Raw genomic sequence first — 21,568 nt, forward strand, 5'->3', positions numbered from 1 at the left:
AAGGGAAAATATCAAGATATGAAGAATATGAAAAGAGCACTATATTTGCTAATTGTTCTGTTTGCATTATGTGGCTGTACGCAAAAAGCGCATGTAAAAACAATCAGTGAAAATAGGCAGACAAATCAGGCACAGAAGCAAAAGAACAAAAAAGCTCCTAAAAAAGCTGATAGTTCAGTTGATACAGTGGACAATGAAACAAATTCTACGACCACTGATTCACAGAGCAATACGGTTTATGAAAACCAGAATGCTATAGATAAAAGAATTATTGTTCTTGATCCGGGGCATTCAGCAGTTGTAGCAACAGGAATGGAACCGTTAGGACCCGGATCAACTGAGCAAAAAGCAGCAGACGCCAGTGGGACAAGTGGTGTTTCCAGTGGTGTACCAGAGTATGAATTAACATTGAATGTGTCTTTACAATTAAAAGAAGTGTTGGAACAACGAGGATATCAGGTGATTATGACAAGAGAATCAAATGATGTTCCAATTAGTTGTATACAACGAGCGGAGGTTGCCAATAACGCTAATGCAGATGCATATGTAAGAATTCATGCCAATGGTTCAGAAAATTCTAATGCAAAAGGGGCTATGACAATTTGTACAACAGCAAATAGTCCTTACAATTCCACGATATATGGAGAAAGTAAAGCATTATCAGAAGCAATTCTTGATAAATATTGTGAAATTACTGGATGCAATAAGGAATATGTTTGGGAAACAGATACCATGAGTGGAAATAATTGGAGCAAGGTACCAGTGACGATTGTAGAGATGGGGTATATGACAAATCCGGAGGAAGATATGTTAATGCAGTCAACCGAATATCAGCAGAAGATGGTTCAAGGGATTGCTGATGGAATCGATGTGTATATGGAAAATCATTGAAAAATGATAAATTTTATTACAAAAAGTCCAGGATATTATAATCCTGGTAGGAAAGGAAAAAGAATATGAAAAAAAGAGAACTAATGAAGAAGATGTGTGCAGGAATGGCAGTTGTTTTGAGCCTTTCGACAGTACTGGTAGGATGTGGAAACAAATCAATAGGATCTGGTGGGTTGGCCAGAAAATGGGTAAGAGAAGTAAATATCCAGGACATTATAGATAGTACAAGTGAATCAAATCAAGAAGCAATCTATCAGGGGAATTTTACAAAAGTCGTAGATTTGGATGAGTTAAACGTTGAATTTACGCTTAATTTTACACTCAAAACTTACAAGATATCTGCATCTGAAAGGAAATTTGAAAAAAATTACCAAGAAGTACTTGATAGGTACGAAGAAAAAATTAAAAAGAGAATGATACGCAATTTGAAAGAAGCAGATGAAAAAGATGGAGAATATAAAAATCTTAAGGAGAGAGCAGTCGATAGCGGATATTCCAGCACTGAAGAAATGATTAATGATTTTTATGAAGTTGATCGAAAATTAAAATTAGAACAATTTGAAACACTCATTACAGAGTGGGAAAAAGAGGGAAATTATAAATACAAAGATGGCAAGTTGTACTTTTCCAAATCCAAAGATAAAGATGTAGATATGAATAATGATTATTATGCAGATTATACGGTTGATGATACGAAGCTGGTATTAAAAACGGATACCGCTACGGAAACGTATACTGCAAAATAATATTTAAACTAAATGAAGATTATCAAACGGGTACCATCTTGTTCTATGGAACCCGTTTGATTTATAGAAGAAAACACGGATAGAGTCTTCTGAATACATGACGATTTATACAGAAGAATTTGATTCAAATCTAGCTGGATATTTAAATATTACGGAGAATAAAATATGGAAACTAATGGAAAAAGATATTGTACAAGCTGTGGAAAGAAATTAGTAGATGAAGCAATGTTTTGTCCAGAATGTGGTGAACCTGTAGAAGAGTTCCTTATGTCAAATTTCGAAAAAAGTGAAAAAGATTCTTTCCCCACTTTAGATAAAAAAAGAAAATCAAGAGGAAAGATTCTATTTTCATTTATTGTAGCTACTGTGGTAATTATAATAATCGCTGTATTTACAATTAAATTTGTTCCTGATATTCTAGGAAATAAAGAAGAAAAGAAAACAACAGTTAAGGAAAATAGCAAAAAAATTAAAGCGAAGGAAAACGCTAAAACTAGAGAAACTAAAGCATTATCAGTAAAAGCTACATTAAATGGAATTGGGGATATTGAATTTATAGTGTTTAATCCAGATACTTCTGTAAACAAATATGCAGATGCCATATTTCATGTAAAGCTTCAAGATGGAACGGATATGAAATTACCAGCAATGGAACAGAATAATATTCGTACTGGAAAAGAATATGAAAAGATAGAAGATTTTTCATTTACTGATTATAATGATGACAAGCTTGATGATATTATGATTATTAATATATATAAAGTAAACAATGACACGGAAAAAGAAGTACGATTTTATATGCAGGAGACCAATAAGACATTTACTTTAGATCAACAACTGTCAGAAGAGATAAATAGCGAAGTGGCAGATAAGACTGTTATAAATATAAAAAATTTCCTGGAAAAAAATAAAGAGACTGATATAACAGAAAATACAAATATAAGTTCGGATCAAGCACAAAGTCAGGAATCGAAAAATTTTGATACAAACACAAGCCAAAATGCTAAAATACAACATATTCGGGACGTATATTACGGAACACAGGAAAAACTGGATTCTTATAATAAATCAGTACAAAGAGGCAAAACGGTGTATTCCGAAGGTGCGCTTATAAAGAAAATTATAGTTCCGGCAGGTGTTTTTCCTGAAAGTGAAGTACCCGGCGGAAATATATATACGGCAGAATATTATTACGAAGATAATGAGCTTCTTTTTGCATTTGTATATGGAAATGGTGAAGAGTACCGTTATTATATGGAACCAGGAAATCCAGATATTTGTATCCGATATATTGGAAATGATGGTGTTATTAAAGATTTCATAAACGGGACTTCAGATGCAAATCAATTTCAACCAACAGGAAGCTTTTGGAAAAAAGGGAAATTAGATAATTTATAAAATTCTATATCAACACATCTATTATATTACCAATAGATGTGTTGATATAGAGAAATCATCAGGAAATATAAATATAGCAGGATTATTTCAGGTGCACATAACACGTAGCACGGCCAACGCCCTCGCGTCGCAATTCTCCTAAATCCAGCATTTTTCGGAGAGCTCCTTCAATAGAACTGTCACTAAGAGTAGGACAGAATTCGCGGATATCCTGTTTGGTAAAACGTCCAAGTTTATTGTGAGCGGCTTTACGTACCATGTCGATAGCAGGCAGCTTTTCTTCGACTATTGAAACACGGTCTTCAAAATCCTTATATGCTGCAAGAATTGTTCCGAGAATATATTTGATAAATGGAATTACATCTTCGCTTCCTTCATGCCAGCCATTCTGTGCCTGGTTAAGAGCAGAATAGTATAAATCTTTGTTTTGAGCAATTTTTGATTCAAGAGATACATATTTTCCAACATAGAATCCACTCCGATACAATAAAAGCGTAGTAAGCAGACGGCTCAATCTTCCGTTCCCATCATTAAAAGGATGAATGCAGAGAAAATCATGAATAAAAATGGGGATTATAATTAACGGTTCTACTTCGAAATTTCCAATGACAAGATTATATTGTTCACAGATTTTATCAAGGGCTTCTGGTGTTTCATATGGAGCAAGAGGTGTGAAGCGTATTTCAGTGTGCCCATCTGGATAAGTAGCACTGATATAATTTTGATTATTTTTTGTCCTTCCTGCCATTGGATTGTTCATATGGCTATACATGATTTTATGCAATTGAAGAATATAGTTTTGTGTAATTGGAATAGCATCAAAATTTTCGTGAATGATATTCAGAACATCTCGGTAACCGGCAATTTCCTGTTCATCCCTGTTTTTGGGAGTGGTTTTGTCCTCGACCAGTTGTTTGATACGTGTACTTGTAGTCACAATACCTTCAATAGCATTAGATGCTTCGGTACTTTGAATCTTTGCAATTTCAACTAATTTTTCTAATTCTTCTGGCTTTTGTTTCAAATAAAGTTCCTGTTTCCCAACTTCTTTATAGATAGCAGCAATCAGACCGAGAATTTCAGAATCCCATGTCTGATCTTTGATTTTTGAATAGTTAAATGTCCGCATTCCCTTAATCATCTCCTTTCCCCTTAAAATATAGCAAAAAATAAGGGGAAAATCAATCTTTGAGGGATTTCCCGTTATTTTGTTATCTAGAGTGTTCCCACAATAATAAAGTTTAACCAAATTAAGTAAATCTCTTGCTTCGATTGCAGATGTCCGCTTCGTGTTTCGCAAAAAACGTTGATGTTTATGAACAATCATATACTACGACGATCTTGGACGTCCTTCTAATTTGATTTTATTCAAATAACGATAAATACTTGCCGGGGAGGAGGCAAGTTTCTGTGCAACAATCGGAATAACCCCCTTGAGCATGAAGATACCACGCTCTTCTAATAGTTGTAAGATCTTGACTTTTTCATCCTGGGTGAGTCGCTCGGCCGGTACCTGTGAACTATTCATTACGGCAATCAGGGCATCATCGATAGCAGAAGATATGGAATTATAAAAGCTTTCCTGTTCGTTATCTTCAGCAGCGGATTTGAATGGTGCCGCATTGATGCTGATATTTTGTGTGGCGTATTCATCCGGATGACATAATGCAAAGATACGTTCAGACAGATCACGGTAACGTGAGTCGTCAAAGTTTATACATAAGAGTCCGACCAGTTCACCATCGTCATCTTTGATAAAGAGCGTGGAACAACGAAGGACTTTACCATTCTCAGCCTGTCCTCTGTAATTTAGATCCCAGTCCTGCTTTTTGTATGCTTTATCAGCGATCAGCTGCATGGCATGATTCGTCAGCGGAGCTCCGATATTACGCCCGCTGACATGCTGGTTGGCAATGGCGATAACAGATGGGGGATCTGCTGCCAGATCGTGTAATACAATCTCATAATCTGGTCCCAGCATGCTCCCAAGAAATGGAACCAGTTTTACAAATTGTTGAAGTGAATTTTCTTTCATATCATAACTTCCTCTGTATGTTTCTAATTTTTTTTATTATAGCATCTGAAAGTATCTGGTTCAATAAAATATTCTCAAAATCAAGATGGAGAAATGCAAAAATGATAAATAATAGCATAAAATATAAGCATTATGCACAAATAATTGCTGAAATACTCATGCATAACACACAAAAACGACAAAATAAGTTGACAATAATTTATTATCATGATAATGTATTCTCATCACAAAAATAATAAAAACGGAGGTAAACAACATGACAAAAAGTACAAAAGAATACCCATTGAATGTTCCGGCACCTAGCCACTACACATTTGCTGTTCGAGATATTCCGAACGTAACGGTAGAGCAGAGGGAACGTGCATTGAAGGCAACACATTACAATGAGTTTGCATTTCCTGCCGGTATGCTTACCATTGATATGTTATCGGATTCCGGTACAACAGCAATGACGAACCATCAGTGGGCGTCACTTTTTCTTGGGGATGAATCTTATGGCCGTAACACAGGATACTATGTATTGCTGGACACCTTCCGCGATATTTTCGAGCGTGGAGGTGAAAAGAACTGGAAACGCTCCATCGACCTTGTAAGAACAGATTGCAGAGATGTTGAAAAGATGATGGATGAATTGTATCTGTGTGAATATGAAGGCGGACTTTTTAATGGTGGAGCAGCACAGATGGAACGTCCGAATACATTCATTATCCAGCAGGGACGTGCAGCAGAATCTGTACTGATGGAGATTGTAAAGAAGATTCTTGCACAGAGACATCCGGGAAAAGTATTTACAATTCCTTCTAATGGACATTTTGATACAACAGAAGGTAATATCAAACAGATGGGTTCGATTCCTAGGAATTTATATAACAAAGAGCTGTTATATGAGATCCCTGAAGGTGGAAAATATGAAAAGAATCCATTCAAAGGAAATATGGATATTGAAAAGCTGGAAGAATTGATCAATATCTGCGGAGTAGAGAATGTACCTTTAATCTTTACCTGTATTACAAATAACCCAATCTGTGGTCAGGCAGTATCCATGGCAAACTTAAAAGAAATCAACCGTGTTGCTCATAAGTATGATATCCCGCTGGTATTCGATGCCGCAAGATGGGCTGAAAACTGTTATTTCATTAAAATGAATGAAGAAGGCTATGCCGATAAATCCATGGCAGAGATTGCCACAGAGATGTTCTCGCTTTGTGATGCATTTACAATGTCTGCGAAAAAAGATGGACATGCAAATATGGGTGGTATGCTGGCATTTAGAGACAGAGGTTTATTCTGGAAGAAATTCTCGGATTTCAATGAAGACGGAACAATCAAAACAGATGTAGGCGTTCTTTTGAAAGTGAAACAGATTTCATGTTATGGTAATGATTCCTATGGTGGTATGTCAGGACGTGATATCATGGCACTTTCTGTTGGTTTATATGAAAGCTGTGATTTTAATTATATGCACGATCGTATCGGACAGTGTAATTACCTGGCAGAAGGATTCTACAATGCAGGTGTTAAGGGAGTGGTTCTTCCGGCAGGAGGTCATGCGGTATACATTAACATGGATGAATTCTTTGATGGCAAGAGAGGACATGATACATTTGCCGGACAGGGATTCAGTATTGAGCTGATCAGACGTTATGGTATCCGTACATCGGAACTTGGTGATTATTCTATGGAATACGATTTGAAGACACCGGAACAGCAGGCAGAACTTGCGAATGTAGTACGTTTCGCAATTGATCGCAGCAGACTTACGAAAGAACATCTGGATTATGTAATTGCAGCGGTAAAAGAGCTTTACGAAGATCGTGAAAATATTCCGAACATGAGAATTGTATGGGGACATACATTACCAATGCGTCACTTCCATGCGTTCCTTGAGCCATATCCAAATGAAGAAAAATAAGAAGCAGGATATCTATAAAAAGTTCTGTAATAAAAAGATAAAAATAAAAGAATAAAACAAAATAGCTGAAACTAAGTGAATATGCACCGGTGCAATGCAATAGGATCTATAGGAGAATATTATGGCTAACGAAAAAGCAATACAAGAAACTCGAGACGGTTTTCAGTCAAAGTGGGGATTTATTTTGGCATGTGTAGGCTCGGCAGTCGGAATGGGGAATATCTGGCGCCTGCCAATTATGGTTTCGAAGTATGGTGGACTGACGTTTTTGATTCCATTTTTCCTTTTTATTGTCTTGATCGGAGCGACCGGTGTGATTGGGGAATTTTCATTGGGACGTTCAGCAGGAGCCGGTCCGGTAGGTGCATTTGGAAAATGTACGAAGATACGGACCGGTAATCAAAAAATAGGGGAGCGTGTCGGAGCGATTCCGATTATAGGAGCATTAGCTCTGGCAATTGGTTATACATGCGTCATTGGATGGATTTTCAAATATACAGTGATGTCTGTAAATGGGAATCTTTTCAAGATGGGACAGGATATGGATACGATTGTCGGAACATTTGAATCTACTGCAGGAGCATGGGGAGCTAATGTGTGGATTATCATCGCGATTATAGCGAGCTTTGCCATTATGGTGATGGGAGTTGCAGGAGGAATTGAAAAGGCGAATAAGATTATGATGCCGCTTTTATTCTTAATGTTTCTGGCTCTTGCGGTTTACATCGCGACAATTCCAGGAGCAATGAATGGATATCGCTATATCTTTACATTGAATCCAAAAGGACTTATGAATCCGGAAGTATGGATTTTTGCTTTTGGGCAGGCGTTCTTTTCGATGTCGGTTGCAGGGAATGGTTCAGTAATTTATGGCTCCTATCTAAGTAAAAGTGAATCCATTCCAGGAGCAGCGTTAAGCGTAGCATTCTTTAATTCTCTATCGGCAATATTGTCTGCTCTTGTCGTTATCCCGGCTATGGCTGTTGGAAATGCAGAGTTGTCTTCCGGAGGACCGGGACTGATGTTTATATATTTGGTTAATGTCATGAATGGTATGGCTGGCGGAAGAATCGTAGGGGTTGTATTTTTTATATGTGTAACATTTGCCGGGGTTAGTTCTATTATCAATCTATATGAAGCACCTGTAGCATTTTTACAGGAACAATTCGGTATGAAACGTTTACCGGCCACTGCATCAATCCTGGCTTTTGGGGGAGCTGTTGCGCTCTTTATTCAGGCAGTTGTATCGAATTGGATGGATATTGTATCAATTTATCTCTGCCCGTTAGGAGCACTGTTGGCGGCGGTATTCTTTTTCTGGATCGCGGGAAAAGAATATGTGGAACATGCAGTAAGCGAAGGAATGAAAGAACCAATTGGTTCATGGTTTTACCCTCTTGGAAAATACGTATATTGCTCATGTGCGGCAATTGCACTTGTGGCAGGAATTTTCTATGGTGGAATTGGATAAAAGTTTGTTGATATTCACAAAATATGTGTTTGATAAAAGGTAGCATTTTTCTCTTTGAAAACGTCTCTTTTCAGAATCTTGAAAAGAGACGTTTTTTGTTAAACAGACAAAATACAGAAGAAAACTTCCGGTGAAAAAAGAATGATTTTTCAGACAGGCGCAGGACCTTGTCGTACAAAATAAAAGATAAAAGATGTTTTAGTCATATCCAGATGTCTTTCACAATATACATGGATGTAAAGGGGTGATGATAATGAAAGAAGATACGATCTTAAAAGTCCTGCCATGGGATGTCAGAAGTATTATACAAAAGGAAAAGCTGGAATTTGAATATTTACAGGAAATCCGTCTCAGAGAAGGGAAACCTCTGATTTTCTTATATCATGATACAGAGATTATTCCGGGATCTGGGATGAACAAACCATATCTGGTGACTAAAGATAATATCCGTGAAATGCTGGAATACATCAGTAATTATTCCCTCTATGCATGTGAGCAGGAGATGCGTCAGGGATTCATTACAATCGAAGGAGGGCACAGAGTGGGATTATCGGGACAGGCTATTATGGAAAATGGAAAGGTTAAGAATCTGAAATATATTTCCTCCGTAAATATCCGTGTGGCACATGAGATGCTTGGCTGTGCAGACCGGGTATTTCCATATATTGTATGCAATAAAGCGTTATGTCATACGCTGATTGTATCGCCGCCAGGATGTGGGAAGACAACACTTTTAAGGGATCTGATCCGGCAGATTTCGGAAGGGAATACATGGCTTCCGGGTCTTGCTGTTGGTGTGGTGGATGAAAGATCTGAAATCGGCGGCTGTTACATGGGGGTAGCACAGAATCATCTGGGAATCCGGACAGATATATTAGATGGTTGTCCTAAAGCAGAAGGTATGATTATGCTGATCCGTTCAATGGGACCGCAGGTAATCGCAGTAGATGAAATCGGGACAACGGAAGATGTACATGCCATTGAATATGCAATGCATTGTGGATGCAAAATGCTGGCAACAGTGCATGCAGAATCTATGGAAGAGCTGAGAAAGAAACCACTGTTTAACCGGATGGTTGGCGAGGGGAGATTCGATCGTTATATCCTGCTTGGTAATGATTCTCATGTAGGACAGATCGAAGGGATTTTTGATAATCGAGGAAGCCTTCTTTACAGGGAACTGGAAGAGATTGCGAAGTGAATGGAAGATGCAAAGATGTATTGGTGCAATGCTGATTATTATTGCAACTACTGGATGGGGAATGTGTCAGGCATGGAAGATAGAGGAATGTTATAGACAGATGCGTTATCTAAGAAAATTGATCTTCCGATTACGAAGTGAGCTACAGTATTCCAGACAGATGCTTCCGGAAGCCGTATTGCTGACAGGAAAAGATGCGCAGGAACCATATCAGTCATGGTTGTTGTCCCTGTATGAAAGGCTGCGCAACAGACAAGGTACAAGTCTTTCGGTCATATGGCAGGAAGAAGTGAAAGAGTATCTGACAGACGCAGAGCTTCCGGAAGAAATCGTGGAGAGTCTTGGAAGAATTGGAAGTGAGCTTGGAACAATTGACTTGCAGATGCAGATACGGACGCTGGATCTGTATATGGAAAGTATGGAGCAGCGGATGGAAGAACTGCATGCAGAAGAAAAGGAAAGAATCCGCCTGCATAGATGTATAGGTATTACGGCGGGAATCTTTCTTTCTATTATATTGTTATAAAAACAGGGAGTATTGATATGAGCATAAATCTGATTTTTAAAATAGCAGCCGTAGGAATTCTGGTATCGATTCTATGCCAGGTATTAAAGCACAGCGGAAGAGAAGAACAGGCATTTCTTACTAGTCTTGCCGGGCTGCTTTTGGTATTGTTCTGGATTGTGCCATATATATATGATCTGTTCGAATCTATTCAGAATTTGTTTTCTTTATAGAGTGAAAGCCATAAATAATAAAATGACAGGAAAGGGTGGAAGTTGCTTTATGAGTATGCTGCAGGTAGGAGTGCTTGGAGTGGCAGGGGTACTTCTGGCGGTACAGTTTAAGAATGTAAAAGCAGAATATGGAATGTACATAAGTCTTGCACTTGGACTATTAATATTTGCCTCTCTTTTAGATAAGATCAGCTGGCTCATGGAGGTATTAAAGGAGATTGCAGATGCGGTAAATCTGGATTCGGATTACCTGAAAACATTATGGAAAGTGCTTGGAGTTACTTATGTGGCAGAATTTGCTTCTTCCATCTGTAAGGACGCCGGATATCAGACGATTGCCCTTCAGATTGAAGTGTTTGCCAAAATTACAATTATGGTATTAAGCCTTCCTGTTTTGATGGCACTATTACAAACAATACGGAGCTTCCTGATATGAAAGCATATGGGAATACCAGTTTTCATAACAGCAAAACAGCCAGAATAATACATAAGAGTCTGGTCATGCTTGGTGTGGTGTTGTGCATGTGCATCGTTTTATGCAGTTTCTGTCTATATACCGTTGCTTATGCAGATGATACGGACACATCAGCATCCATATCTGAATCATCTTCGGAAATCCGGGATGCTATCTTTTCGACGTTTGATTACGGAGAGATCGATAACTCTTTAAAGGAATTGTTCCCGGATGCACAGGTAAAATTCGAAGATGTTTTATCAGAGATTTTGAGCGGGGATTTAAAGCATTCTTTTCGATTGTTAGGAACATTTGCCAAAGAACAGTGCGTCTATCTGCTGCAGATGGAAAAAAAGACGCTGATCTATATTGTAATGATTGCCATGATCGCAGCAGTGATGAATCAGTTTACCGGAATTCTGCAGAACAGACAAGTGGCGGGGATAGGATTTTATATTATTTATCTGATGCTGATTGCATTGACGATTACTGCATTCGATGTTGTGTTAAGTAAGGTTGAAGCTGGAATTTTGGCAGTTACAGGCTTTATGAGTGTGTTTTGTCCAGTGTATTTTCTGGCGGTAGCGGTTGCTAAAGGAAGCGTAACGTCTGTGGCGTTTTATAATCTGATGTTATTTTTAATCTATGGGGTAGAATTGATTATTGGGAAAATATTGCTGCCGGTAGTGAGAGTCTATATGATGATCCGGGTTCTTAATTTTTTGACGCCGGAAGAAATGTTTGAAAAATTTTCAGAACTTCTGGCACTGATTGTAAAGTGGACATTAAGGACTGCTCTTGCCTGTGTGATCGGAGTGAATCTGATCCAGGGAATGATCAGTCCTGCCATTGATACAGTCCGGCGAAGTGCCGTGACAAAAGGCGCAGAAGCGATTCCGGGCGTCGGAAATCTGCTTGGAGGAATGACGGAAGTGGCGATTGGTACGGCTGTTCTGGTGAAAAACGGGATTGGAATGGCAGGTGCTCTTATCTGCATTGCACTTTGTACACTTCCGCTTATACAGATTGCGGCAACAGAGTTGCTTTATAAGATGACGGCAGTGATGATACAACCGGTTTCCGATGACAGGGTTATTGGATGTGTGGAGGCGGTAGCAGAAGGATGCGGATTGTTGCTGCAAATGGTGTTTACTGTGGGATTGTTATTTTTGCTTACAATTGCAATTGTAGCTGCATTAACGGGAAACTAAAGGTCTGCGACAATATATATTTACAGACTGGCAGAACCAATAATAGAAGGGAAGCGTTATATTGAGCATCATAGATACCGTATATAATTGGGTGAAAAATCTGGCTTTTTTTGCAATATTAAGTACAGCTGTTTTGCAGATGATACCAGATCAGGGATTCCAAAAATATGTACGCTTTTTTACCGGGCTTCTGATGGTGTCGATGTTGATCCTTCCGATATTCAAAGTGACCGGAAAAGAAAATATTTTTACGGATATTTATAAAAGCAGGGAATATAGGGAGCAGTTGGAGGAAAATAGTAAAAAAAGCCAGGAGTTGATAGAACAGATCACTGTTCTTGAGCAAAAAAACAGAACGAATGAAAAAGATCTGGAAAATGATGATATAGAACATAATCAAAGAATCGAGGTGGAGCGGATTGAAATCAGAAAAGACGGGAATGCCGTTCTGGAAGAATGAGAAGTGGAAAAAATTTTCGTCGCAAAATTTTGGAATAGCTTCACTTCGGAATCTTAGGAAAGATCAGCTCCTTATCCTGCTGCTTGTTGGCATTCTTCTGATGGTAATTGCAGTTCCGGTAAAAAATACGTCCAAAAATGGATCGTCGGAAACATACGATACAGGAACATCAGATGAGAGTGGATTCTCCATATCCGGTCAGGGGAGTGCGGATATGACTGCTTATACAAAGAATCTGGAGCAGCGGCTTGCCCAGCTCCTTTCCCAGATAGATGGAGCAGGAAATGTGGAAGTTATGATTACCTTAAAGTCCTCTTCGGAAAAAGTGCTTGATAAAGATGTGGAGTCTGATCAGGAGACAACGACGGAAAGAGACAGCCAGGGAGGCACAAGACAGACCAGCCGGTCAAATAAAAAGGAATCTACAATCTATGACGGAAGTAATACGGACGAAAGTCCGTACGTAAGCAAAGAACTAAGTCCGGAAGTAGAAGGTGTAGTGGTGCTTGCAGATGGAGGCGGGAATGCTGTGGTAAAGGAAAATATCAGCGGAGCTGTCCAGGCATTATTTGATATTGAACCGCATAAGATTAGAATAATGAAAAAGCAGACCAGTTAACTATGTTAAGAGCAGGAGGACGAACCGTGAAAAAGATAGCCAGAAAGAATCAGATCATTATCGCAACACTTGCAGTTATGATAGCTGCTGCCGGTTATATGAATTATTCCGGAAAAATATTTTCTGGAAAAAGTAAGACGCAGCAGACCAGTTCAGAGCTTGCAAGCAAGGAACTTCTTGACATTTCCGAGGAAGATGCAGCTGCCACTTCCGGAGATATCAATAGTCAGGATGGAACCAAAAGCGATGGCAGCGTGGATGGGACACCTGGAGAAGCAGTGCTGACAAATGGAAATGTCAGTTCGGTAGCAGCACAGGCAAAAGTAAGCCGGGAGCAGGTAAGATCCAGGAATAAAGAAACGCTTCAGAATATTATTGATAATAAGGACATCAGTGAAGAAGAAAAAAAGGATGCCATTAACCAGATGGTCCAGATGACGGAAATCTCTGAAAAAGAGACGGCAGCAGAATCACTGCTTGCAGCAAAGGGATTCTCCGATGCAGTCGTCAGCATTACAGATGAACAGGCGGATGTAATCGTCGGCGCATCTGAGTTAAGCGATGCAAACCGTGCACAGATCGAAGATATCGTGACCAGAAAGACCGGTGTTGCCGCACAGAATATTGTGATCAATCCGGTATATGCCGATGAATCCACGAATAAATAATCCGCAAACAAATCTATAAACAAATAAAAAATATAATTGAGCATCCAGCGTACATATGTTATACTGATTAATAGTGCCTATAAACGGATATACTATAATTAGGAGTGTTTAATATATGTCACAGATTACGAATGAAGTAAAGAATCAGATAAAGAAAAGAAGAACATTTGCAATCATCTCGCATCCGGATGCCGGTAAGACGACACTTACGGAAAAGTTCCTGTTATATGGAGGAGCTATCAATCAGGCGGGAAGTGTAAAAGGAAAAGCGACAGCAAAGCATGCAGTTTCTGACTGGATGGAGATTGAAAAAGAAAGAGGTATTTCGGTTACTTCTTCTGTATTGCAGTTTAACTATGATGGATATTGTATCAATATTCTGGATACACCGGGACATCAGGATTTCTCGGAAGATACTTACCGTACACTGATGGCAGCAGATTCCGCAGTGATGGTAATCGATGCATCAAAGGGTGTCGAGGCGCAGACAAGAAAACTTTTTAAAGTATGTACCATGCGTCATATCCCGATCTTTACATTTATCAACAAGATGGACCGTGAAGCGATGGATACGTTTGAACTTCTGGATGATATTGAAAATGAACTTGGAATTGCCACATGCCCGATCAACTGGCCGATTGGTTCCGGTAAAGAATTCAAAGGGGTATATGACAGAGCAAGCAAGAAGGTAGAGATTTTCTCTGATACGAAAAAAGGAACAACACAGGGAGAAGTAAAAAAAGTAGACATCAATGATCCGGAGATTTCATGGCTGATCACAGACGACCAGAGAATGCAGCTCGAAGAAGAGATCGAACTGCAGGATGGTGCAGGAGCAGAATTCGATCAGGAGCTTGTAAGCAAAGGAGAACTTTCACCGGTCTTCTTTGGTTCTGCACTTACAAACTTTGGTGTAGAGACGTTCCTGCAGCATTTCCTTCAGATGACAACTTCACCACTTCCGAGAATTTCGGATAAGGGTGCGATCGACCCGATGGAGGAAGGAGATTTTTCTGCCTTTGTATTTAAGATTCAGGCAAATATGAACAAAGCACACCGTGACCGAATTGCATTTATGCGTATCTGCTCCGGAGAATTTGAAGCAGGCATGGATGTTTATCATATGCAGGGTGGTAAGAAAGTGCGTCTTTCACAGCCGCAGCAGATGATGGCAAGTGAACGTAAAATGATCAGTAAGGCTTATGGCGGAGATATTATCGGTGTATTTGATCCGGGAATCTTTTCCATCGGTGATACACTGACAACTGCACAGGACCGCTTTACTTATGAAGGAATCCCGACCTTTGCACCGGAGCATTTTGCACGTGTACGACAGGTGGATACGATGAAGAGAAAGCAGTTTATCAAGGGAATCAACCAGATTGCCCAGGAAGGTGCGATCCAGATCTTCCAGGAATATAATACCGGAATGGAAGAGATCATCGTTGGTGTTGTAGGTGTACTGCAGTTTGACGTATTAAAATACAGACTGGAAAATGAATACAACGTAGAGATCCGTCTGGAAAACCTTCCGTATGAATACATCCGCTGGATTGAAAACGAAGAGATTGATCTGGATAAGCTTACAGGAACTTCTGACATGAAGAAAGTCAAAGACCTGAAGGGCCGTCCGCTGCTTCTGTTTGTCAATGAATGGAGTATCCGTATGACCGTTGACCGTAATGAAGGCCTGAGACTGACAGAATTTGGAAAATAAAATATATTTACGAGGACTCCCGGCGTGTCTGGGGGTTTTCAAATGAATATAAATTTGTTATAATAAAAATCAGTGAAAAACCAGACGGGAGGTTTCTAAAAAGATGAGTAAAGAAGAAAAGAATACGTATACAATAAAAGCAGATGCAAACCTTGGAGACGTTAAGATCGCAGACGAAGTCGTTGCAATCATTGCAGGACTTGCAGCAATGGAAGTAGAAGGTGTATCTTCTATGGCTGGTAATGCAACCAGAGAGCTGATCAGTAAGATTGGAATGAAGTCTTTATCCAAAGGAGTAAAAGTAGATGTGTTAGATGGCATCGTAACTGTATCCCTGGCGCTGAATCTGACTTATGGATACAGCATTAAAGATATTACTTCTAAAGTGCAGGAAAAAGTAAAAGCTGCAATCGAGAATATGACAGGACTTGAGGTAGCCGATGTAAATATCCGTGTTGCCGGAGTCGAGATACCGGAGGAAGCATAAGTGAAAAGAACAGAACAAAGAGAACATATCTTTAAATTAATATTTGGTGCAGATTTTAATGATGCCGCAGAGCATACCGTTCAGACAGAGTTATACTTTGAGCAGTTAGAAGGTGCAACTGAAAAGGACATCAGCTATATCAGTGAAAAAGCACAGAAGATAATGGAAAAGGTTGAAGAGATCGATACTTTGATCAATGAACATACAACCGGATGGAAGACAACCCGTATGAACAAAGTAGACCTTACCATCTTAAGACTTGCAGTGTATGAGATCAAATGGGACGAAGATGTTCCGACAGGAGTTGCAATCAATGAAGCTGTAAATCTTGCAAAGAAATACAGCAGTGAAGGCGGTGCATCATTTGTAAATGGTGTGTTGGCAAAACTTGCAGATTAATCACAGAGGTAGAGAATGGCTCGAAATGTATATACAGTAAAACAGGTGAATTCTTACATCAAGAATATGTTCACCCAGGACTTTATGCTGAACCGTATCTATGTGAAAGGAGAAGTCTCTAACTGTAAGTATCACACATCGGGACATATATATTTTTCATTAAAGGATGAGTCCGGAACGATTGCCTGTGTTATGTTTGCAGGGCAGCGAGGCGGGCTCTCTTTTCATATGAGCGAAGGACAGCAGGTAATTGTACTTGGATCAGTAAATGTGTACGAAAAAAGCGGATCGTATCAGCTGTATGCAAGAGAAATCCGTCTGGACGGAGAAGGCGTCCTGTATGAGAAATTCCAGATGTTAAAGCAGGAATTAGAGGAGATGGGGATGTTTGCACCGGAATATAAAAAAGAAATTCCGGGATTCGCCAGGAGGATTGGGATTGTAACAGCACCGACAGGAGCCGCAATCCGGGATATCATGAACATTTCCGCAAGGCGTAATCCATATGTACAGCTCATCTTATTTCCTGCCCAGGTACAGGGAGAAGGCGCAAAAGAAAGTATCGTGCGTGGAATCGAGATGCTGGAAAGTCATGATGTGGATGTAATTATTGTCGGACGGGGCGGTGGCTCGATCGAGGATCTTTGGGCTTTTAATGAAGAAGAAGTTGCAAGAGCGATTTTTAACTGCCGTGTTCCGGTTATCTCAGCTGTAGGGCATGAGACCGATACAACCATTGCCGATTATGTTGCAGATCTAAGAGCACCGACACCTTCGGCAGCTGCGGAGCTGGCGGTATGGGATTACAGGCAATATGCTGCTTATCTGAATGAATGCCAGGTACGTATGAAACGGACTATGATGACACAGATCCGTATGAAACGTCTTCATGCCAGAGATTTTCAGACAAGGCTTTCTTACCAGCATCCAAGATACAAGCTTCAGGAACAACAACAACGGGCAGTGGATCTGGAAGAAAAACTAAGAGATTGTATGAAAGAAAAAGTAAAAGATGCAAGACACAGACTTGCAATCCAGATAGAGAGAATGAACGGGGTATCGCCGGTTCGAAAGTTAAATCAGGGCTTTTCTTATGTGGAAGATCAAGATGGACGTGTAATAAAGAAGGTCAGCCAGGTAAGAAAAGATCAGAAGTTCCGTATTCATGTAACAGATGGAGTGATCCATGCATCTGTAGATGGTGTAGAAAAAAGAGAAAAACTGATTTAACGAAAGAGACGATTACATTTACTGTGCAGACAGTAATAATAAATAAAACAGGCAGGTAATAAAAATGGCAGAAAATGAACAGACCATATGGGAAGAAATGAATCTGGAAGAGATTTTTGAAAAACTGGAAAGCACAATGAAAAAAATGGAAGAAGAGGATATCTCCCTGGAAGAATCTTTCCAGTTATATCATCAGGGAATGGATATGCTGAAAGCCTGCAATGATAAAATTGATAAAGTAGAAAAGAAGATGCTTCTACTGGATGAAGAGGGTGAAGAGCATGAATTCTAAGGAAAATAGAATTTCAGAAAAAGAATTTTCAGTACAGATGAAAGAAAAAGTTAGCACAATCGAACAGATATTAGTATCGTATCTGCCGGAACAAACCGGATATCAGAAAATTATCATGGATGCGATGGAATACAGCCTTATGGCAGGCGGGAAACGTCTTCGCCCGATGCTTATGATGGAAACTTACCGTCTGTTTGCTGATGTAAAAGGAATCGGAAAAGAAGATACCTCAAAAGTACTGCATCCATTCATGGCAGCACTGGAGATGATCCATACCTATTCTCTGGTACACGATGATCTGCCGGCTATGGATAACGATGAATACCGCAGAGGACGCAAGACGACACATATTGTATATGGAGAGGATATGGGAATCCTGGCAGGAGATGCACTTCTTAATTATGCATTTGAAACAGCGTTCCGTGCATTTGAAAAATCTCCGGAAGACAGTTTGAAGATTGGACGTGCACTTGCTATTCTCGGAAGAAAAGCAGGTATCTATGGAATGATCGGCGGCCAGGTTATAGACGTAAAAGAAACTGGTCATGCTATATCAAAAGATGTTCTGGACACCATCTATGAACTGAAAACGGGTGCACTGATCGAATGTGCCATGATGATCGGTGCGGTACTTGGTGGTGCAGAGGATGCAGAAGTTCAAAAAGTAGAAAAGATTGCGCACTATGTAGGTGTGGCATTTCAGGTACAGGATGATATTCTGGATGTGACAAGTACGGAAGAAGTTCTTGGAAAGCCAATTCACAGTGATGAAAAGAACGAAAAAACGACTTATGTCACATTGATGGGAATTGAAAAAGCGGGAGAGGTTGTGGCAGATCTTTCCGGACAGGCCATTGAACTGTTACATGAACTCCCGGGAGAAAACAAATTCCTGGAGCAGCTTTTAGTACAGCTGATTCACAGGGACAGATAAAGGGGATATCTGGTTATGTTAGAAAGAATCCAAAAAGCAAATGATATAAAAGAACTGAATCCGGAAGAACTGCCGGCACTTGCGCAGGAGATCAGACAATTTCTGATTGAAAAAATCAGTAAAACGGGCGGACATCTGGCATCCAACCTTGGCGTTGTCGAACTTACAATGGCAATGCATCTGGTATGTACGCTTCCGGAAGATAAGATCATCTGGGATGTGGGACACCAGTCCTATACACATAAGATCCTAACGGGAAGAAAAGATGGATTTGATGATCTGCGAAAATACGGTGGGATGAGCGGATTCCCGAAACGAAAAGAAAGCGCATGTGATGCATTTGATACCGGACATAGTTCCACATCGATTTCAGCAGGACTTGGATATGTATGCGCAAGAGATCTGCAAAACGAAGATTATAGTGTCATATCTGTAATCGGAGATGGTTCCCTTACAGGAGGTATGGCATATGAAGCATTAAACAATGCTTCACGCCTGAAGAAAAATTTTATTATTGTATTGAACGATAATCACATGTCCATTTCTGAAAATGTAGGAGGAATGTCTGATTACCTGGCAAAACTGCGCACAGCAGATTTTTATACAGATCTGAAAAAAGGTGTGACAAATATGCTTCACAACGTGCCGGTTGTAGGGAATCCTATGATCGAACATATCCGCAAGACAAAGAGCAGTCTGAAACAGCTGATCGTTCCGGGTATGTTCTTTGAAGACATGGGGATAACATACCTTGGACCAATCCAGGGACACAATATTCCGATGCTTGTGCGGGCATTTAATGAAGCGAAAAAAATAGAAGGTCCGGTATTGCTTCACGTTCTGACACAGAAGGGAAAAGGCTATGAACCGGCAGAAACACAGCCGGATAAATTCCACGGAATCGGACCATTTCAGATAGAAACCGGAGAACCGGAAAATCCGAAGAAAAAAGATACGTATACAGATGTATTCGGAAAAGTATTATACGATGAAGCGGCACGCAATGAGAAAATTGTAGCAATCACAGCGGCTATGGCAGATGGAACAGGACTTTCAAAGTTCCGCAGGAAATATCCGGACCGCTTCTTCGATGTGGGAATTGCAGAAGAGCATGCAACAACGTTTGCAGCCGGACTTGCAGCTGGTGGAATGAAACCTGTATTTGCGGTGTATTCTTCCTTTTTACAAAGAGCATATGACCAACTGATCCATGATGTGGCATTACAGAACCTTCCTGTAGTGTTCGCAGTGGACCGGGCCGGTCTGGTGGGAAATGATGGCGAGACACACCAGGGGATTTTTGATCTTTCGTATCTGAGTAATATCCCGAATATGGTTGTCATGTCGCCGAAGCATAAATGGGAACTGGCAGATATGGTGAGATTCGCGCTGTCATATGACGGCCCGATTGCGATCCGTTACCCAAGAGGAAGTGCATCCGATGTCTGTCAGGAATTCAGAAGTCCGGTTGAATACGGTAAAGGTGAGATACTGTATGAAGAGAGGGACATTGCGATTGTATTTGTAGGTCATATGTTTGAAGAAGCACTTGCAGTAAGAAAACAGTTAAAAGAAGCAGGATATTCCTGCTCACTTGTCAATGCAAGATTTGTAAAACCAATGGATACTGTACTTTTAGACCGGCTTGCAAAGACACATAAAATGATTGTAACAATCGAAGAAAATGTTCAATCAGGTGGATTTGGTGAACATGTGACGGAATATCTTTCCAGAACCGGGGCAGATGTAAGGACTTTGATTCTTGCGCTTCCGGATGATTATGTAGAGCATGGTAATATTGATGTGCTCAGGAAAGAAACCGGACTGGATGTTGATTCTATGACTATGCGTATCCAGAACGCATATAAAAGATTAAGGGAGAAATAAAAAACGAATGAAAGAACGATTAGATGTATTACTGGTAAAAAGAAATCTGGCATCGTCCAGAGAAAAAGCAAAAGCGATTATCATGTCAGGGATTGTATATGTAGACGGGCAGAAAGAAGATAAAGCCGGAACTACATTTCCAGAAGAGGCACTGATCGAAGTCCGCGGTCATACACTTCCATATGTCAGTCGTGGCGGCCTGAAATTAGAAAAAGCAATCAAGAATTTTGACGTAAGTGTAGAAGGAAAGGTCTGCACGGATGTAGGCTCTTCTACCGGTGGATTTACAGACTGTATGCTTCAAAACGGGGCAGTCAAAGTATTTGCCATCGATGTAGGGCGTGGACAGCTTGACTGGAAATTAAGACAGGATCCACGCGTGGTATGTATGGAAAAAACGAATATCCGTTATGTAACACCGGAAGATATCGGGGAACCGGTACAGTTTTCGTCCATTGATGTATCCTTTATTTCACTTACAAAGGTTTTACAGCCGATCAGTAACTATCTTACAGAAGATGGACAGATCGTAGCATTGATTAAGCCACAGTTTGAAGCGGGTCGTGAAAAGGTTGGAAAAAAAGGCGTGGTACGTGAAAAAAGTACACACCGAGAAGTCATTCATAAAGTAATCGATTATGCAATGTCTATAGGCTTTAGAGTCCTGAATCTGGAATTTTCCCCGATCAAAGGACCGGAAGGCAATATTGAATATCTGGTACATCTTGAAAAATGTGGACAGACGGACCAGATATCTGAACTGATTGATGTTGATAAGACAGTCGACCAGGCATTTGATACACTTGCGAAAGGTTAAA

General features: G+C 40.0%; 23 protein-coding genes. 21 read left to right on the forward strand and 2 right to left on the reverse strand.

The features are described 5' to 3' along the window. Window positions 1–27: 27 nt before the first annotated feature. From ACWJAF_RS02595 to ACWJAF_RS02605, 3 genes are all read left to right on the forward strand, one after another. Window positions 28–891 carry an N-acetylmuramoyl-L-alanine amidase gene (locus ACWJAF_RS02595; RefSeq protein WP_448861999.1) on the forward strand — a complete coding sequence of 288 codons (864 nt, stop codon included), beginning with the start codon at window positions 28–30 and terminating at the stop codon, window positions 889–891. A 65-nt stretch (window positions 892–956) separates the two neighbouring features. Continuing rightward, entirely contained in the window at window positions 957–1,637 is a 681-nt protein-coding gene (locus ACWJAF_RS02600; RefSeq protein WP_448862001.1) for a hypothetical protein, read from the forward strand. A gap of 165 nt (window positions 1,638–1,802) precedes the next feature. After that, window positions 1,803–3,035, forward strand: a complete 1,233-nt coding sequence (locus ACWJAF_RS02605) for a zinc ribbon domain-containing protein (RefSeq protein ID WP_448862003.1) — start codon at window positions 1,803–1,805, stop codon at window positions 3,033–3,035. An 82-nt stretch (window positions 3,036–3,117) separates the two neighbouring features. Here ACWJAF_RS02605 and ACWJAF_RS02610 read toward each other — a convergent pair whose 3' ends face one another. Both ACWJAF_RS02610 and ACWJAF_RS02615 read right to left on the reverse strand, forming a co-directional pair. After that, complete coding sequence (locus tag ACWJAF_RS02610) at window positions 3,118–4,164, reverse strand: Fic family protein (RefSeq protein ID WP_448862040.1); 1,047 nt, start codon at window positions 4,162–4,164, stop codon at window positions 3,118–3,120. A 201-nt stretch (window positions 4,165–4,365) separates the two neighbouring features. Next, entirely contained in the window at window positions 4,366–5,070 is a 705-nt protein-coding gene (locus ACWJAF_RS02615; RefSeq protein ID WP_448862005.1) for a helix-turn-helix transcriptional regulator, read from the reverse strand. A gap of 256 nt (window positions 5,071–5,326) precedes the next feature. Here ACWJAF_RS02615 and ACWJAF_RS02620 point away from each other — a divergent pair, with 256 nt between their 5' ends. The 18 genes from ACWJAF_RS02620 (at window position 5,327) to ACWJAF_RS02705 (ending at window position 21,567) form a co-directional block, all read left to right on the forward strand. Continuing rightward, window positions 5,327–6,982 (forward strand): tryptophanase, encoded by a 1,656-nt coding sequence (locus tag ACWJAF_RS02620; RefSeq protein ID WP_296032892.1) that lies wholly within the window; start codon window positions 5,327–5,329, stop codon window positions 6,980–6,982. Between the two features lie 121 nt (window positions 6,983–7,103). Further along, a complete protein-coding gene (locus ACWJAF_RS02625; protein ID WP_296091600.1) occupies window positions 7,104–8,453 on the forward strand; it encodes a sodium-dependent transporter in 1,350 nt (449 codons plus the stop codon). Between the two features lie 253 nt (window positions 8,454–8,706). Beyond that, window positions 8,707–9,654 carry a stage III sporulation protein AA gene (spoIIIAA, locus tag ACWJAF_RS02630; RefSeq protein ID WP_296032889.1) on the forward strand — a complete coding sequence of 316 codons (948 nt, stop codon included), beginning with the start codon at window positions 8,707–8,709 and terminating at the stop codon, window positions 9,652–9,654. 7 nt (window positions 9,655–9,661) lie between these two features. Next, window positions 9,662–10,180, forward strand: a complete 519-nt coding sequence (locus tag ACWJAF_RS02635; RefSeq protein WP_296032887.1) for a stage III sporulation protein AB — start codon at window positions 9,662–9,664, stop codon at window positions 10,178–10,180. 17 nt (window positions 10,181–10,197) lie between these two features. Further along, window positions 10,198–10,392, forward strand: a complete 195-nt coding sequence (spoIIIAC, locus tag ACWJAF_RS02640; RefSeq protein WP_296032884.1) for a stage III sporulation protein AC — start codon at window positions 10,198–10,200, stop codon at window positions 10,390–10,392. 49 nt (window positions 10,393–10,441) lie between these two features. Beyond that, window positions 10,442–10,828: a stage III sporulation protein AD gene (spoIIIAD, locus tag ACWJAF_RS02645; protein WP_296032883.1), complete on the forward strand. Its 387-nt coding sequence runs from the start codon at window positions 10,442–10,444 to the stop codon at window positions 10,826–10,828. After that, window positions 10,825–12,057, forward strand: a complete 1,233-nt coding sequence (locus ACWJAF_RS02650; RefSeq protein WP_448862009.1) for a stage III sporulation protein AE — start codon at window positions 10,825–10,827, stop codon at window positions 12,055–12,057. Before spoIIIAD ends, ACWJAF_RS02650 begins: the two co-directional genes overlap by 4 nt. Before the next feature lie 91 nt (window positions 12,058–12,148). Continuing rightward, window positions 12,149–12,517: a stage III sporulation protein AF gene (locus ACWJAF_RS02655; protein WP_448862042.1), complete on the forward strand. Its 369-nt coding sequence runs from the start codon at window positions 12,149–12,151 to the stop codon at window positions 12,515–12,517. Continuing rightward, entirely contained in the window at window positions 12,477–13,136 is a 660-nt protein-coding gene (spoIIIAG, locus tag ACWJAF_RS02660; RefSeq protein ID WP_296091606.1) for a stage III sporulation protein AG, read from the forward strand. Before ACWJAF_RS02655 ends, spoIIIAG begins: the two co-directional genes overlap by 41 nt. Before the next feature lie 26 nt (window positions 13,137–13,162). After that, a complete protein-coding gene (locus ACWJAF_RS02665; RefSeq protein WP_296032875.1) occupies window positions 13,163–13,804 on the forward strand; it encodes a SpoIIIAH-like family protein in 642 nt (213 codons plus the stop codon). Between the two features lie 115 nt (window positions 13,805–13,919). Further along, window positions 13,920–15,521 carry a peptide chain release factor 3 gene (locus ACWJAF_RS02670; protein WP_296032873.1) on the forward strand — a complete coding sequence of 534 codons (1,602 nt, stop codon included), beginning with the start codon at window positions 13,920–13,922 and terminating at the stop codon, window positions 15,519–15,521. A gap of 103 nt (window positions 15,522–15,624) precedes the next feature. Further along, window positions 15,625–16,008, forward strand: coding sequence for an Asp23/Gls24 family envelope stress response protein (locus ACWJAF_RS02675; RefSeq protein ID WP_448862012.1), 384 nt, complete (start codon window positions 15,625–15,627; stop codon window positions 16,006–16,008). Continuing rightward, complete coding sequence (nusB, locus tag ACWJAF_RS02680) at window positions 16,009–16,407, forward strand: transcription antitermination factor NusB (RefSeq protein ID WP_448862014.1); 399 nt, start codon at window positions 16,009–16,011, stop codon at window positions 16,405–16,407. A 15-nt stretch (window positions 16,408–16,422) separates the two neighbouring features. Then, entirely contained in the window at window positions 16,423–17,637 is a 1,215-nt protein-coding gene (gene xseA, locus ACWJAF_RS02685; RefSeq protein WP_448862016.1) for an exodeoxyribonuclease VII large subunit, read from the forward strand. A 64-nt stretch (window positions 17,638–17,701) separates the two neighbouring features. Further along, window positions 17,702–17,929 carry an exodeoxyribonuclease VII small subunit gene (gene xseB, locus ACWJAF_RS02690; protein ID WP_296032866.1) on the forward strand — a complete coding sequence of 76 codons (228 nt, stop codon included), beginning with the start codon at window positions 17,702–17,704 and terminating at the stop codon, window positions 17,927–17,929. Next, complete coding sequence (locus ACWJAF_RS02695; RefSeq protein ID WP_296032864.1) at window positions 17,919–18,863, forward strand: polyprenyl synthetase family protein; 945 nt, start codon at window positions 17,919–17,921, stop codon at window positions 18,861–18,863. Before xseB ends, ACWJAF_RS02695 begins: the two co-directional genes overlap by 11 nt. A 15-nt stretch (window positions 18,864–18,878) precedes the next feature. Continuing rightward, the gene (gene dxs, locus ACWJAF_RS02700; RefSeq protein ID WP_448862019.1) at window positions 18,879–20,750 is read left to right on the forward strand and encodes a 1-deoxy-D-xylulose-5-phosphate synthase; all 1,872 of its coding nucleotides are present in this window, start codon (window positions 18,879–18,881) and stop codon (window positions 20,748–20,750) included. Between the two features lie 7 nt (window positions 20,751–20,757). Beyond that, a complete protein-coding gene (locus ACWJAF_RS02705) occupies window positions 20,758–21,567 on the forward strand; it encodes a TlyA family RNA methyltransferase (protein WP_296032859.1) in 810 nt (269 codons plus the stop codon). Window position 21,568: the final 1 nt, after the last annotated feature.

The organism is Dorea sp. (genome assembly GCF_977044405.1).